Origin of the sequence: Mariprofundus aestuarium (genome assembly GCF_002795805.1) — a bacterium.
Classification (GTDB): Bacteria; Pseudomonadota; Zetaproteobacteria; order Mariprofundales; family Mariprofundaceae; genus Mariprofundus; species Mariprofundus aestuarium.
The window spans coordinates 2,389,006-2,403,582 of the sequence record NZ_CP018799.1; the positions used below are offsets into that span (position 1 = coordinate 2,389,006).

Consider the following 14,577-nt stretch of genomic DNA (forward strand, 5'->3'; position numbering starts at 1 on the left):
CCTTGGCCCATGAGCAGCAACGATAAACAGGCCATTCACTGGCCCAGCACCCACTTTATTCAATCGGTAGCCGACCCCGAGCAGTTCCCCGATATTGAACTGCCGCAGATCGCTGTGGCCGGCCACTCCAATGTAGGCAAGTCATCACTGATGAATTCTCTGTTTGGCCGCAAGGGGCTGGTGAAAACCTCGAAGAATCCCGGCTGTACACGCCTGCTCAACCTCTTCGATGTAGATGGTCAGCTACTGGTCGTCGACCTGCCCGGTTACGGATATGCCCGCGCTCCCAAGAAGGAGCAGAAACGCTGGATCAGCATGATCGAAGGTTACATGTCCAACACCGACCTGAAGCTTGTACTGCTGCTGCTCGATATTCGTCACGGTCCGAAAGATTCAGACATGCAATTGATCGAATGGCTTAATGAAGCCGGCCTGCGCTGGATTCCTGTTGCCACCAAGGCAGACAAGCTTTCCGGTAACGGTCGCACCAAACGCCTGAAAGAGATGCGTGACGCGATGGGTGGCGCTCTCAGCCCACTTCCAACCTCAAGCCTTAAGGATATGGGTATTGATAAGCTTCGTGAGGCAATTCTGAAGGAAGCCTTCAGATCACCCTACGCTGATCTCATCATCCCAAGCGAAGATTAAACCTCGTAATCAACCACCGTGCGAGCAATCGCCGCACCCTTAACAAGCGGAATCACAGCCACATGTTCGGGATGCGCCTGATAGACGGCGAGTGCTTCACGACTCTCAAGCTCGGAGTATAGAACCACATCAGCAGACTGCTCCGACTCAAGAAAGTCGATCCCGACCTCGATCTTGATCAACCCCGGAATCTTTCCGCCCAAAGCCTCCAGCCGCGCCTTAATCTCCGCAGCATCCGCCTTATCCCTCAATTTCCACATCACGATATGTTTGACCATGTTTTCTCCTTTGGCAGAAAGGTTACATACACCTCCTAGGAATTGAATAGCTGTGTTGCTTAAATTGGGTCTATACTCTGTTCCTAGTTATGAGTGAAGTGATTGATTCTTTGATTCAACTTCCAATGCAGTGAGGTGTAAATCGTGAACCAGTTCACACGGTCGCTTAGCGCTTGGGGCACAACCGATTTCAAGGCGGCAGTTAAGCGGGAGATTGAGCTGTTGTCAGTAACCGGCCTGCCTCTGCAGCAGGGGCTGACTATTGGCAGTTATGCACTTGATAAGGATATCGAGGCTATGATTTTGAATGTGCGGGAATCGGATGAGTTCATCCACGTTAAAGCAGGCATCTTTTACAAAGCTATCATTGCCGGATGTAGTTGCTCCGATTATCCGACGCCCATTGATGAGTGCAACGAGCATTGCGAAGTGATGATCGATATCCATAAAGCGTCAGGCGCGGCAATGATCACACTGTTGCCCGACTGACTGGTAGATGACTTAGGCGTTGGCCATGAGACGGCTGGATGGGGTTGGATTCTCCATCGGGCGCAGACCAAGCTTCGCAAACAGCTTCTGATCGTTGTCGGCATCCTGATTGCCGGTAGTAAGCAGCTTCTCACCGTAGAAGATTGAGTTGGCACCAGCCAGGAAGCAGAGCGACTGCATCTCCTCACTCATCTCTTCACGACCTGCGGAGAGGCGCACATGGCTACCCGGCATGGTTATGCGTGAAACAGCGATGGTGCGAATGAATTCGAAGTTATCCAATGTTTCTGCGAACTGTGCATCTTCAGCAACAGGAGTGCCTTCAACCTTCACCAGCATATTGATCGGCACGGACTCCGGATGCGGGGACATGCGGGCAAGCTGGGCTACAAGACCGGCACGATGACGGCGTGATTCGCCCATGCCGACAATACCACCACAGCAGATGCTCATGCCTTCGGCACGCACATTCTTCAGGGTATCGAGCCTCTCATCGTAGGTGCGGGTGGAGATCACCTCTTTGTAGTATTCAGGATCAGAATCGAGGTTGTGGTTGTAGTAGTCCAAGCCTGCACCTTTAAGCTTGTGGGCCTGATCGGGGGTGAGCATGCCGAGTGTGGCACACGCTTCCATATCCAGCTCCTTGATCTCGGTGATCATGTCGCAAACCAGATCGAAGGCACGGCCTTTAGGCTCACGCCATGCGGCACCAATGCAGAAGCGGGAAGCGCCCTTCTCTTTGGCGGCTTTAGCGGATTCAATCACCTGCGCTTTCTTCATCAGCAGTTCGGATTCGACATCGGTGTTGTAGCGCGAGGACTGTGGACAGTATTTGCAATCTTCCGGGCAACCGCCTGTTTTGATGGAGAGCAGGGTGGAGAGCTGAACCTCGTTGGCATCGAAATTTTCACGGTGCGCCTGCTGGGCACGGAACATCAGATCATTGAACGGCAGTTCAAACAGCTCTGTGATCTCATCAACACTCCAGTCATAACGCATACTTCTCTCCTTCGGTTAACCTTTGGGCGGCGAAGGGTAAACGGAGAGTGGCGTTTGGGCAAAAGAAACAAGCCAGACAGAGCAATGCGATGGCTCTGTCTGGTGCGTTAGTATAAACTGGAAAAGTGAACGGGTTGCTATAAATGGTGCGTTAGTAAGGTCTCAGGCAGGGCAGCAATCAGAGGATCGGTTCGTACTTCTGCCGGCTCAGTTCACGACGGATCTTGAGCACCTTGTTCAGGCTCATCGACAGGCAATCCATATCGAGATTGAGGAATGTTGCGGTCCACTCAGGATTGGCGGATAGCTCACCGCAAACGGAAACCGGAATGCCGGCTCGTTTGGCCGCTGCGGCGGAAAGTTTGATCAACTGCAGTATAGCGGCGTGGCCGGACTGGTAGAGATGAGCCACCTCTTCATCGGTTCGATCTGCGGCAAGTGTGTACTGTGTCAAATCATTGGTGCCAATGGAGAAGAAATCACTCACCTTGGCTATTTCATCGGCAATAAGGGCGGTACCAGGAACCTCGATCATCGTTCCGATAGAGAGCGGCTTCTTCAGCCCCAACTCGCTATAGCACTGCTCGGCAATCTCACGCACCTGCTTCACCTCTTCGCAAGTGGTCACCATCGGAATCAGGATATGAACCGTCCCCTCCTCTCCTGCGCGCAGCATAGCGCGCAGCTGGCAGCGCAACACATCGGGCCAGCGCAGCAAAAGGCGCACACCTCGCAATCCCATTGAAGGGTTAGCCCCACCATCGATATTGGTGGTTAGATCATGGTAGCGCCATGGCTTGTCGCCACCAATATCGAGAAGCCGCATGGTGACCGGTTTATCACCCATATGTCGCACCAGTGAGACGTACTGCTCAAACTGCTGCTCCTCGCTGGGCATCTCGGAACAATTCAAAAAGAGGAATTCGCTGCGGTAGAGGCCGATGCCATCGATACCGATGTTATCCGCAATTTCCAGTTCCTCCGGGAATTCAACATTAGCCATCAGTTTGAGTTCATGGCCGTCGCAGCTTCTGGATGCAATGTTGGCAAAAGCTTTTAGCTCCATCTGGGCCTGACTGAGCGCCTCAATCGAATCGGCGTAAGAAGCCTCCTCTTCAGCCGTAGGGTTAAGAATCCACACCCCCTTTTCGGCATCAAGAATCAGCCTGTCACCATCCTCAATATCGACCAGAATATCAACTGCACCGACCAGTGCAGGCATACTGATGCCGCGGGCGACGATGATATTATGGGCATCGATTCCGCCCTGTTCGACCACCACGCCGGAGACACCATGGCGCCACAAATTCACCATATCGGAAACGGAGAAATCATCGCCGACATAGATGACGGGACAGCCGGCAGCTCCAATGCCCCTCAGCCTCTCTTTCACACTGGGCTGGCCACCCTGCTGCAGGTGGCGGAGAATCCTTTTGCCTGCATGCTCGACATCATCTTTACGATTGCGCAGGTACTCATCCTCGATGCGTTCGAATGTCCTCTTGATCGCATCCATCTCCTGCCTGAGCGCCCACTCGGCATTAATTCGGCCTGCGGTGATGCGTCGACTGGCCCTGTTCAGCAGTTCGGGATCGGCAATGAGCATGTGATGCACATCCAGCATCGCCACCATATCGTCGGCAGCGCTCTTCTGCAGGTGGGCGCGCTCAACATCAACCTCTTCCCGCGCCTCATCAATCGCTTCAAGCAGGCGCAACAGCTCAATATTTACCTGTGACTCTTCTATCTCATGTTCTGGAATTGGTTTCTTACCGTAGAGCAGCTTCTGAACGCATCCAATGAGGATACCGGAGCTTGATGCAGCAGCCTTGCCCTCTCGTCTGGGCCTTTGAGTCTGCTGAGCTTCTGCAGCCGGCATTACTGCTCCTCTCCGAAGCGGTTATTCACCAGTGTTTCTATGGCATCCAGTGCTGCATCTGCATCCTTGCCTTCGGCTCGAAGCCCAAGCTCTGTGCCTTTGCATGCAGCCAGCATCATGATGCCCATAATGCTTTTGGCATTCACCTCGATCTCACCCTTGATGAGCATCACCTCGCAGTCAAAAGAGCCTGCCTTGGTTGCCAGCTTGGCCGAGGCTCGCGCATGCAGCCCCAGCTTGTTCTGTATTCTGATCAGCCGCTCAGCCACGTCCTTTACCGCCAGGCCGTGTTATATGTGGCACGACACGCATGTAGTGCCGCCCTGATTCCACCACCTGGGCTGCAAGTTCCGGGAGATCCTTTATCGACTTACGCAACGTTGCCGCCTTGATCAGTAGAGGCAGGTTGAATCCTGACACCACCTCAACGCGCCCCATCTCAAGTGCGCCCATCGCTACATTGCAGGGGGTGCCACCAAACATATCGGCCAGCAGCAATACGCCCTTGCCGACATCGCAGGCTCGAATGCGCAACTCCAATATAGCGGAGAGATCTTCCGGGGCGTTGTCGTTCAACACATCCAGTGTTTCAATCAGTGGCTGCTCACCGACAACATGTTCAAGCGCCTTGCGCATTTCAGAGGCGATGCCGGCATGGCCGACCAACACAATCCCAATCATGAAACGACTCCTGTCTGATCGGCATGCCTGCGCTCAACAATAGCCAGCTCCCTGTGTTGTATAACCGGCAGTGCCAGGCCTTCCCGGTTCAGCCAGTCGGCCAGCTGTTCAGCCATATAAACCGAGCGGTGGCGACCCCCGCTACAGCCGAAAGCCACAGTAAAATACTGCTTGCGCTCCTTGAGAACCATCGGCCAGGAGTAGGCAAACCATTGCCGGATACGCTCCTGCGCCTCCTTTACCTCACTGCTGCTCTGCAGAAACTCAATTACCTCAGCATCACGACCGGTCTGCTGCGCCAATTCGGGCACATAGTGTGGGTTGGGGAGAAATCGCATATCGAACACCATATCAGCCACAGCCGGCAGGCCATGCTTGTAACTGAATGACATCACCGTGCAGTTCATCCGGTGGCTTTTAGATTCTGGCTTATGCCAGAACAGCTCGGCACTCTCGGCCAGCTCGTAAGGCGTAAGATAGCTACTGTCGAGAACAAGATCAGCGATATTCCGGATCGGCAGCAGGCTCTCCCGCTCCTTGCGGATCGAATCCATTAAGTCGACACCTGCCGGAAACGGGTGCCTGCGCTTAACAGTGGAGAAACGGCGCTGCAGCACCTTGTCTTCGGCCTCGACGAACAGCATCTGCCACTCATATTCAGCCAGCGTCTCTTTAACCGTGGCGCAGATGGCATTGGCAGGAAAACCGCTGCGTGCATCGAGGCAGACTGCGGCCGGCCGTTTACGCGTATGCATAATCATCGACCATTCACGCAGCATCTCCAGCGGCAGGTTGTCGGTACAGAAGAAACCCGCATCCTCCAGCGCATGCAGTACAGTACTCTTGCCTGCTCCGGAAAGGCCACTAATCAGAAGCATTGTTAGCCACCTCTCTGAATACGATCCTGCAATGACTGCACAAATGCCTCGCCGCTATGAATCCCACGCTGCTTAAGCAGCTGGTTGCGTGCTGCCACCTCAATCAGGATAGCCAACGAACGGCCGGTGCGAATCGGGATCGGTACACGGGCAATCCGAACCTCAAGAATTTCGGTCTCACTATCTTCGCCCAATACACGATCCTCGGCTGCCACCTGATCCCACGGCACCAGCTCAACGACAAGGCTGAGGCGCTTGGCATCTGTAATTGCGGCGGCTCCGTAGAGGTCGCGAATATTGAGGATACCCAGACCACGAATCTCCATATGATAGCGAAGCGTATCGGGGCTGCGGCCAACGATAGCGGTCGGGCTTTTACGCGAGAATTCAACCATATCATCCGCAATCAGACGGCTACCACGGCTGATCAACTCCAGCCCCACCTCACTTTTGCCAATGCCACTGGAGCCGGTAATCAGCACGCCAAGGCCGAAGATATCCATGTAAACACCGTGTTGATACACCACCGGCGCAAGACGATGGGAAAGATAGAGCATCATGTTGGTCATGAAGGTTGAGCTGGGAAATTCGGAAATAAGCAGCGGCGTATCTGTGCGCCTGGCTGCCTCAAGAATAATATCGGGCGGATTCTGGTTGCGGGTAATCACCACACCGGCAAGTCGCAGATCAAAAACCTCATTGACGACGCGCTTCTGCTCTTCCGCTGTTCGGGTGGCCAGATAGTTGAGTTCCGTTTTTCCGATCACCTGCAAACGGTAGTCACTGAGGTTTTCAAGAAACCCTGCAAATGCAAGTGAAGGCTTCTGGATGCGCGGATGGTCAATATAACGATCCAGACCAGCCTCTCCGGTAAGCAGCCGTATCTTTGCAGCATCACCCTGTGCGGCCAGCAGTTCACGAATCGTGATGCGGCGGGCCTGCGCCATTATCCCAGTCTCACCCGATCGGCAAACAGGGCAGCTACCTTCTCCCGGCTATCAGCCTGCATCACCTCTTCCCTGATACTCTCCTGCTGCAGCGTTCGGGCCAGTTGCGCCAGCAACTCAAGGTGCTGGCGATCATCAGAATCCGGCACCAGCAGCAGCACGGCAATATGCACAGGTTTGCCATCAATCGAATCGAAATCGACACCCTCTGGGTGTCTTGCCAGAGCCAGGACAGGCAAGGGAAGGTCGGGCATGCGCCCGTGGGGAATGGCCACACCATGGCCAATTCCGGTGCTGCCGAGTTGTTCGCGGGCCATGACGACCTCCATCACCCGATCCGGATCGATGGAGGTCAACATGTTGGCCAGTTCAGTAATCAGGGCCCGTTTACCACGGGCCTCTGAATCGAGCAGAACATGCTCGAACGTTAATAGCTCCACAAGAAGCTTACCTCCTCGCCATTAAGCGGCTTCAGGCTCGATCCAGCTCAGAGCACCGTCGGCGCGACGGTAAACCGCATTCAGCTGCTCAGTCTGTCCGTTGGTGAAGAAAATCAGGTCGCGGCTGCCGAGCTCAAGCTGCATCACAGCCTCATCCACACTCATCGGCTTGGCATCAATCTGCTCATGGCGCAATGTTTCATGCTGATGGTCTTCGGTCAGCTCTTCCTTCTCATGGGAGATATCGAGAACGCGATGCGTCACCTTGATCTCACGGCCCTCTCGCTGGCCACCATTCTGATGGCGACGCAGTTTTGCACGATAGCGTTTGAGCTGACGATTCAGTTTATCGACAACGCCGTCAATCGATGCATACATATCCTCTGTCTCGTGACTGCCGTGGATATTGATCCCACTGGCCTGCATGCTGACCTCACAACGCTGGCGAAATTTCTCGACCGACAATACAACATGAACATCCACGACATGGTCGAAAGAGTGTTTCAGGTGTTGCAGCTTATCGTTCACATACGCCTTGAGCGGGTCCGTGAGTTCTACATGACGTCCGGTGATGGATACTTGCATAGTTGTTACCTCCGCTTGGATTGAATAGTAGTAGAAACTCTTATCCGGGTCTCCCTACTTTTGGAAAAGCACTCCTGTTGCCTTTCCGGTTTCATCGACAGCCAGTAGTTCGGCAATCGACTGCTGATGTTTAGATCAGCTTTAGCGTGATCTTCCGGCACGCCGCCGCTGGCTGCTCGGAGGCAGCCCCAACTGTTCGCGATACTTCGCAACTGTTCTTCGTGCTATCTCGATGCCCTCTGCCTGCAGGCGATCAGCAATCGCCTGATCCGAGATTGGCCTTCCCGGTGGCTCTGAGTCGATCAGCGCCTTGACCCGCTGCTGCACACGGTAAACCGAAATGGTACCGCCACCGCGTGTCGGTAAACCGGCCGAGAAGAAGCGCCGAAGCTCGATCATACCGATCGGTGTGTCAGCATACTTGCCGTTGGTAACGCGTGAAATTGTTGACTCGTGCAGCCCCACCTCTTCAGCAACATCCTGCAACGTCAAAGGCTTCAACCCCAGCACTCCGTACTCGAGAAAGGAGCGCTGGCGCTGAGCCAAGCATATTGCCACCTTCATCAGCGTTTCGCTACGCTGATCCAGCGCGTGCAGGAGCCATTTGGCCTCTTTCATCGCCTGACTCATAAACTCCTTATCCTTTCCGGTCCACTCATGCCCCTCCCAGCGCTCATCAAGTTTAATGCCGCGCCAACCCGAAGCGGGGACCTCCACCTCTATCTCGTTGCCGCTGGTACGACGGAAAATAATCTCGGGGCGGATATAGTAGTTGTTATTGCCACGCATGCCGTGGCCGGGGAATGGGTCAAGACGGCGCATGCGTGCACGGGCCTGAGCAATCATCTCATCAGAGCACTCTGCCTTTTTGGCAAGCTCCGCATCCGATCCAAAGAGCTCTTGTGAGAAATGGAGCAGCAGACGCTTCACCCAGAGGTCGATCTCTGATTCACCATCAAGCTGCATCAGCAGGCATTCGGTCAGATCACGGGCGCCCAATCCTGCAGGCTCAAGCTGATGAATCACCTCGATCAAGACCCTCTCGACGGTTTCACCATCGGTATCGATCTGCCCTTTCAACTCCGCGGCAAACTCAGCCGGGTCGTTGCGGAAGTAGCCATCATCATCGAGGGAATCGATCATGGCATGGGCAAGCTCCCGCTCGCTATCTTCCATGGGCTGACGATCCACCTGCTCATGCAGTGAGTCGCCAAGGTTTACCTCTCCCTGCCACATCTGTTCGCTATCAGGCATGTCATCACGGGTGGAGGCGGAATACATCGTCTCCCAACGATTATCACCCTGCTCCTTCCACTGCTCACGCTCATCGGCTTCACGGGCGCGATCCTGAGTCGCCGAATCGGCCGTAGTAAACGACTCCTGATCCATCTCCAGCAAAGGATTGGATTCGATCGACTCCTCAAGGTAGCTCTCCAGCTCCATACTGCTCATTGCCAGAACCTTGAGGCTCTGGGTCAATTGTGGAGTCAAAGCCAACCGTTGGCCAAGCTTATGGGAGAGTCTGGTTTCCATTAAAAGTCAGTCAGCGCCATTAGAAAGTTATTGTCGTTCAGATTGTACAGTTGCTGCTGCGGAGAAAGTCCGCTCAAAGAGTCGTTTTTGAAATCCGAATAGAGTACCATCAACATCCTTGTTATAACTCAAATACCACAGAATATCAAGCCAAAGATCTCCTGAACTGCAGCTTGCCTGAAGATGTTACGCTTCTTTTTTCAGCGGCGCCAGAAGTTCGGCCAACTCACCATTCTCCTGCATTTCCGTCACAATATCGCATCCGCCAATGAACTCGCCTTTGATATAAAGCTGTGGAATCGTCGGCCAATCCGAGTACTCCTTAATGCCCTGCCTTACATTTTCATCAAGCAATATATTCACCGCAGCATACGGAATGTTGTAACTGGAGAGTATCCCGGCAACGCGCTGGGAAAAGCCACACTGTGGGAAATCAGGGGTTCCCTTCATGAACAGAACGATGTCGTTCCCTTTAACTACCTGATCGATCTGCTGCAACACGGTTTCACTCATGCTCACTCCTTGGGGATCGAGGTTTTCAACGCCAATGCGTGAATCGCCTCTTTCATTTTGTCGCCCAGCGTGGCGTACACCATCTGATGCTGGGCAATGCGTGACTTGCCATTGAAGGCAGCGGAGACAACTTCCATCTCAAAATGGTCATGGCCGGAAAACAGGCGTACATCCACCTCAGCACCGGGAATTCCCTGCCGGACCAGCTCTGCAACTTCTTCAGGTGTCGGTGTCATAAACGTCCTGTTGTAGGGGTTGAAATTTCAGCAGAAACTGGTGGGCTCACCAGGACTCGAACCTGGAACCAACCGGTTATGAGCCGGTAGCGCTAACCAATTGCGCCATGAGCCCGTCGTTTCCGCACGAGGCGGGCAGACTAGGACGTATAATCCCGGACTGCAATCCCAAGAAGAGAATGAAATTGGCCGCTCCAGAAAGTGGTGCCAGCAACATTTGTGGCAAGGCAACCGATCAGCGCGTACAGTTCCCGCCCATGAAACAGACCCTAGTCATCAAACCGACCCTATTTACCGAGCTTAATCTTCCTGAATCGCTACTAAAAGGCATTGAGGAGCTTGGCTTTACGGAGATGACCGACGTTCAGCAGATTGCCTTGCCGATAACGCTGGCAGGCAAAGATGTTGCGGGCCAGGGACGTACCGGCACAGGCAAAACAGCCACATTTCTGATTACTGCAATCAATCGCCTGCTCACCACTGATCCTAAACCAGGACGCACCAATCATCATCCACGCGCCCTGATTATCGCACCAACGCGCGAGCTTGCAGTGCAAATCTCCGATGATGCTGCAAAGCTGGCAAAACACACCGACCTGAAATTACATACCGTGTATGGCGGTGTTGATTATGAAAAGCAGCGACTGGGTTTTGAAAATGGTGTCGACATCCTGATCGGCACACCGGGCCGCCTGATTGATTACCTGAAAAAGCGGGTCTATTCACTTACCAAGGCCGACATGCTGATTATCGACGAGGCCGACCGCATGTTCGATCTCGGCTTCATCAATGATCTACGCTTTATGCTGCACCGGCTGCCCAAGTACGACCAACGCCAGTCGCTGATGTTCTCGGCTACCCTTTCCCACCGTGTCCTGGAAATGGCCTACGAGCACATGAATGAACCCGAGAAGCTGCGCGCCGAAGAGGGTGACCTCACCGCTTCCGGTATCACCGAATCGATGTACCACACCAGCATGGAGGATAAGTTCCCTCTACTGGTTCATCTGCTGCGTGAAGGCGATGTCAAACGCGGCATGATTTTCATTAACGAGAAGCGCACTGGTGAGCGTGTTGCCCGCAACCTCGCCCGCTACGGCTTTTCCGTCGGCATTCTCTCCGGTGATGTGCGCCAGCAGAAACGCACCCGAATCCTTGAGGATTTCACCAACGGCAAGCTGCAACTACTGGTTGCCACCGATGTTGCCAGCCGCGGCCTGCACATTGACGGGGTAACCCACGTATTCAATTACGATCTTCCGGAAGATGCAGAGAACTATGTCCACCGCATTGGCCGCACCGCCCGTGCCGGCGCAAAAGGCACAGCCATCTCCTTCTCATGCGAGCGCTTCTGCTTTGGCCTGCCTGATATCGAGACCTACATCAGCCGCCAGGTTCCGATATGCCATATCGAGCATGAGATGCTGCAGATCGGCAAACCGTCCACTCCCGAGGCTACGGCTGAAGGGTTGAAAAAAGAGGATCAGGCTGAGAAACATGATCAGCCAAAGTCCGGTGGAAGGCCCGGCGGCAGACCCGGTGGAAACCGCAATGGTCGCGGGGGCCCGTCAAGAGGACGCCGCTAAAAAGGCGTCACATCAAGGGTAATCTGGTTCAGTCAGAGCATCCTCAGCGATTAACCTTGCCACCGCACTTGTCACAGGTCTCTACGGTTGTCAGGATTTTCTTGTTGGCCAGCATCTTCCTGCACGATTCGCAGAAGTAAAAACCCTTGAGGTTACTATAAACAATAACGAACAGTGCCGGTAGCAGAACCGCATAACCTTTCGGTGGAAACTCCAGCATATAGGCCAGCACCAGTAAGATGCCCGCCAGTCCGAAGATAATCATGGGCCACAGCTTTTTCTTAAGCTGAATATCGATATTGATCGCAAACACGGCAAGCCTAGCCGTTATAAACAGAACCCAGAAGAAAACGCCAAAGAAAATCAGATCGCTTGTACTCACTACCATCTACCCCGAAACCCATGTATGGGTATCGCGCACACTAGTCCAACTGCCGCAACGACGGAACAAATAGAGTCCTGACCCCATTAGCATTCAGACAGCTTGATTCTGCACGTTATATTTACAGGCGGGCCCAGGCCAAAGGTAATCTCTACCGTAGCTCGTTACTGTTAAAGCATGTCAGCCAGAGACTGCTCTTCCAGCACCTTCATGAACGCACGCCGTGCTTTATACAGCACACCCATCAGATGGCAGTTATCAATCAGAGGGCAGGTGTTGGTTTCACGGGAGAAGCACTCCTGTATGTTCATGTGCGGCTCCGTCAGACGGACCACATCAGCAATAAAAATATCTTCCGGTTTTTTTGCCATGCGCATGCCGCCGGACTTGCCGCGCACTGTCTGGATGAAACCGTGCATCCCCAGGTTATGCACCACCTTCACCATATGATTGCGCGACACACCATAATGCTCGGTAATCTCGGAAACAGTGACCAGACGATCCTGATTTTTAGCGATATAAAGCAGGGCCCGGAGTGAGTAATCGGTGTATGAGGTTAGCTGCATGATCGAAACATATATTCTATTGACAACAATTCCAACCATCCTTAACTTGCACCACCAATGCATCTTTAAGAAAAGCAAAGGGCATTTGTAAAAAGTGGGCCCGGCGTTACAGACTCTAGCTTCTGACAATCACGCGGGATGCATTCACTTAATATATTATAGAGGAGTTAGCTGCTTATGTTTTGTTATCAATGTGAACAAACATCCCGTGCCGATGGCGTTTTGGGATGTGCTTCGGCTGTCGGAAACTGTGGTAAGGACGCACAGACATCTGATCTGCAGGACCTGTTGATCCATGCCGTCAAAGGAATCGCCCAGTATGCCAAGCGTGCCCGTGACCTCGGCGCCGGTGATAATGATGCCGGCAAATTCATTCTCTATTCCATGTTTACCACGCTCACCAATGTGAACTTTAATCCAGCCCGTTTCACCAGCATGCTGACAGAAGCGGCAGAGATTCGTGCGCGAGTAAAAAAGGCTTATGAAGAGGCTGCAACTGCACAGGGTGTTGTTGTAGAAGAACTCAGCGGTGCTGCCGTCTGGGATATCCCAACAGAAACCAACGAGTTGCTGGCTCAGGCTGCAATGGCTTCGGTTCGTGCCGGTGAAGCAGAGGTCGGTGAAGACATCGTTGGCCTGCGCGCATTGATTCTTTATGGTGCCAAAGGCGTCTGCGCATACGCTTATCACGCACTGATGCTCGATGAGCAGAGTGATGAGGTATATGCAAACTTAGAAAGCACCATGGACTTCCTGGCCAGCGATCCGACTGATGTGGATGCACTGGTAGCTCAGGCCCTGGCTCTGGGCCATACCAATCTGACAGTGATGGGCATGCTCGATGCAGGAAATACCGGCAAGTTCGGCACACCTGAGCCATCAGCTGCACGTATCTCTGCTGTTGCAGGCAAAGCGATTCTGGTCAGCGGCCACGACATGGCTGATCTGGCAGCTCTGCTGGAGCAGACCGAAGGCACGGGCATCAATGTTTACACCCACGGTGAAATGTTACCAGCTCACAGCTATCCTGAACTGAAGAAATATGCACACCTAGCCGGCAACTACGGCGGCGCATGGCAGGATCAGCAGAGTGAGTTTGCCAACTTCCCCGGCCCGATTCTGATGACCTCCAACTGCATCATCGAACCTGCTGCCTCTTATCGCCGTCGCATCTTCACTGCCGGCCCTGTTGGCTGGCCGGGTCTGCGTCATATTGAAAATCATGATTTCTCAGTTCTGATTCAGGCTGCCAATGCCATGCCTGGATTTGCTGCTGATTCCGAAGAGAAAACCATCACTGTTGGTTTCGGTCGAGATGCCGTACTGGGGGTTGCTGATGTAGTTATCGATGCCGTAAAAGCAGGTGCGATCAAACACTTCTTCCTTGTTGGTGGCTGCGACGGCGCGGCATCAGGCCGCAACTACTACTCCGACCTGGTTGACCAGACACCGGATGACACCGTTATTCTTACACTTGGTTGTGCCAAATACCGTTTCAATAAAAAGGATTACGGTGCGATTGGCGGTATCCCACGCGTGCTGGATATGGGTCAGTGCAATGACAGTTATTCAGCGATTCAGGTTGCAGTGGCATTGTCCAAAGCATTTGAGTGCGAAGTAAACGAACTGCCTCTCTCACTGTTTGTTTCATGGTTCGAACAGAAGGCTGCGGCAGTACTGCTGACACTTCTAGCGCTGAATATCAAAGGCATCACTCTTGGACCGACATTGCCGGCGTTCATCACGCCACCAGTGTTGAACACCCTGATAGATAGCTTTGATATCAAGGCTAACACCACACCGGAAGCCGATCTGGCTGCAGCCCTGGCTGCATAAGAGACCGATGGAAGAACTGAATAACTGTTCTCATACAGTAATTCAGGCGACCCATGGATGGGTCGTACGACTGCACTGAATTTCAGTGTGGCCTAAGAAAC

The 14,577-nt window shown here is 53.4% G+C and carries 18 protein-coding genes and 1 tRNA gene; 4 read left to right on the forward strand and 15 right to left on the reverse strand.

The window, feature by feature from the left end; genetic code table 11:
• Positions 1-9: 9 nt before the first annotated feature.
• Positions 10-648 carry a ribosome biogenesis GTP-binding protein YihA/YsxC gene (gene yihA / locus Ga0123461_RS11490; RefSeq protein WP_100278468.1) on the forward strand — a complete coding sequence of 213 codons (639 nt, stop codon included), beginning with the start codon at positions 10-12 and terminating at the stop codon, positions 646-648.
• Here yihA and Ga0123461_RS11495 read toward each other — a convergent pair.
• Positions 645-926: a Dabb family protein gene (locus Ga0123461_RS11495; RefSeq protein ID WP_100278469.1), complete on the reverse strand. Its 282-nt coding sequence runs from the start codon at positions 924-926 to the stop codon at positions 645-647. The two genes, yihA and Ga0123461_RS11495, sit on opposite strands and share 4 nt — an antisense overlap.
• Positions 927-1,070: 144 nt before the next feature.
• Between Ga0123461_RS11495 and Ga0123461_RS11500 the strand changes: the two genes are divergently transcribed.
• Entirely contained in the window at positions 1,071-1,415 is a 345-nt protein-coding gene (locus Ga0123461_RS11500; RefSeq protein ID WP_100278470.1) for a hypothetical protein, read from the forward strand.
• Positions 1,416-1,427: 12 nt separating this feature from the next.
• Here the strand turns inward: Ga0123461_RS11500 and bioB are convergent, their stop codons facing one another.
• The 12 genes from bioB to Ga0123461_RS11560 all read right to left on the reverse strand — a co-directional run bounded on the left by bioB (position 1,428) and on the right by Ga0123461_RS11560 (position 10,221).
• On the reverse strand, positions 1,428-2,414 hold the full coding sequence (bioB, locus tag Ga0123461_RS11505) for a biotin synthase BioB (protein WP_100278471.1): 987 nt from the start codon (positions 2,412-2,414) through the stop codon (positions 1,428-1,430).
• Between the two features lie 178 nt (positions 2,415-2,592).
• Complete coding sequence (gene ptsP, locus Ga0123461_RS11510) at positions 2,593-4,293, reverse strand: phosphoenolpyruvate--protein phosphotransferase (protein WP_100278472.1); 1,701 nt, start codon at positions 4,291-4,293, stop codon at positions 2,593-2,595.
• Positions 4,293-4,562, reverse strand: coding sequence for an HPr family phosphocarrier protein (locus Ga0123461_RS11515; protein ID WP_100278473.1), 270 nt, complete (start codon positions 4,560-4,562; stop codon positions 4,293-4,295). The genes ptsP and Ga0123461_RS11515 overlap by 1 nt, the downstream gene beginning before the upstream one ends.
• Positions 4,555-4,974 (reverse strand): PTS sugar transporter subunit IIA, encoded by a 420-nt coding sequence (locus Ga0123461_RS11520; RefSeq protein ID WP_100278474.1) that lies wholly within the window; start codon positions 4,972-4,974, stop codon positions 4,555-4,557. The genes Ga0123461_RS11515 and Ga0123461_RS11520 overlap by 8 nt, the downstream gene beginning before the upstream one ends.
• Positions 4,971-5,852, reverse strand: a complete 882-nt coding sequence (gene rapZ, locus Ga0123461_RS11525; RefSeq protein ID WP_100278475.1) for an RNase adapter RapZ — start codon at positions 5,850-5,852, stop codon at positions 4,971-4,973. The genes Ga0123461_RS11520 and rapZ overlap by 4 nt, the downstream gene beginning before the upstream one ends.
• A gap of 2 nt (positions 5,853-5,854) precedes the next feature.
• A complete protein-coding gene (hprK, locus tag Ga0123461_RS11530; protein ID WP_100278476.1) occupies positions 5,855-6,799 on the reverse strand; it encodes an HPr(Ser) kinase/phosphatase in 945 nt (314 codons plus the stop codon).
• The gene (locus tag Ga0123461_RS11535) at positions 6,799-7,239 is read right to left on the reverse strand and encodes a PTS sugar transporter subunit IIA (RefSeq protein WP_100278477.1); all 441 of its coding nucleotides are present in this window, start codon (positions 7,237-7,239) and stop codon (positions 6,799-6,801) included. Before Ga0123461_RS11535 ends, hprK begins: the two co-directional genes overlap by 1 nt.
• A gap of 21 nt (positions 7,240-7,260) precedes the next feature.
• On the reverse strand, positions 7,261-7,824 hold the full coding sequence (hpf, locus tag Ga0123461_RS11540) for a ribosome hibernation-promoting factor, HPF/YfiA family (protein ID WP_100278478.1): 564 nt from the start codon (positions 7,822-7,824) through the stop codon (positions 7,261-7,263).
• Between the two features lie 141 nt (positions 7,825-7,965).
• Complete coding sequence (gene rpoN, locus Ga0123461_RS11545; RefSeq protein WP_100278479.1) at positions 7,966-9,357, reverse strand: RNA polymerase factor sigma-54; 1,392 nt, start codon at positions 9,355-9,357, stop codon at positions 7,966-7,968.
• 186 nt (positions 9,358-9,543) lie between these two features.
• Entirely contained in the window at positions 9,544-9,870 is a 327-nt protein-coding gene (gene grxD / locus Ga0123461_RS11550; protein WP_100278480.1) for a Grx4 family monothiol glutaredoxin, read from the reverse strand.
• A 2-nt stretch (positions 9,871-9,872) separates the two neighbouring features.
• Complete coding sequence (locus tag Ga0123461_RS11555; protein ID WP_100278481.1) at positions 9,873-10,106, reverse strand: BolA family protein; 234 nt, start codon at positions 10,104-10,106, stop codon at positions 9,873-9,875.
• 38 nt (positions 10,107-10,144) lie between these two features.
• Positions 10,145-10,221: transfer RNA gene (locus Ga0123461_RS11560), tRNA-Ile, on the reverse strand.
• Between the two features lie 142 nt (positions 10,222-10,363).
• On the opposite strand from Ga0123461_RS11560, the gene Ga0123461_RS11565 reads away from it, so the two are divergent.
• Positions 10,364-11,692 carry a DEAD/DEAH box helicase gene (locus tag Ga0123461_RS11565; protein WP_198507070.1) on the forward strand — a complete coding sequence of 443 codons (1,329 nt, stop codon included), beginning with the start codon at positions 10,364-10,366 and terminating at the stop codon, positions 11,690-11,692.
• Positions 11,693-11,735: 43 nt separating this feature from the next.
• Here Ga0123461_RS11565 and Ga0123461_RS11570 read toward each other — a convergent pair whose 3' ends face one another.
• A complete protein-coding gene (locus Ga0123461_RS11570) occupies positions 11,736-12,074 on the reverse strand; it encodes a hypothetical protein (RefSeq protein WP_157819330.1) in 339 nt (112 codons plus the stop codon).
• A 170-nt stretch (positions 12,075-12,244) separates the two neighbouring features.
• Positions 12,245-12,640: an Rrf2 family transcriptional regulator gene (locus Ga0123461_RS11575; RefSeq protein ID WP_100278813.1), complete on the reverse strand. Its 396-nt coding sequence runs from the start codon at positions 12,638-12,640 to the stop codon at positions 12,245-12,247.
• 177 nt (positions 12,641-12,817) lie between these two features.
• Here Ga0123461_RS11575 and hcp point away from each other — a divergent pair, with 177 nt between their 5' ends.
• Complete coding sequence (gene hcp / locus Ga0123461_RS11580; RefSeq protein ID WP_100278484.1) at positions 12,818-14,476, forward strand: hydroxylamine reductase; 1,659 nt, start codon at positions 12,818-12,820, stop codon at positions 14,474-14,476.
• Positions 14,477-14,577 lie beyond the last annotated feature (101 nt).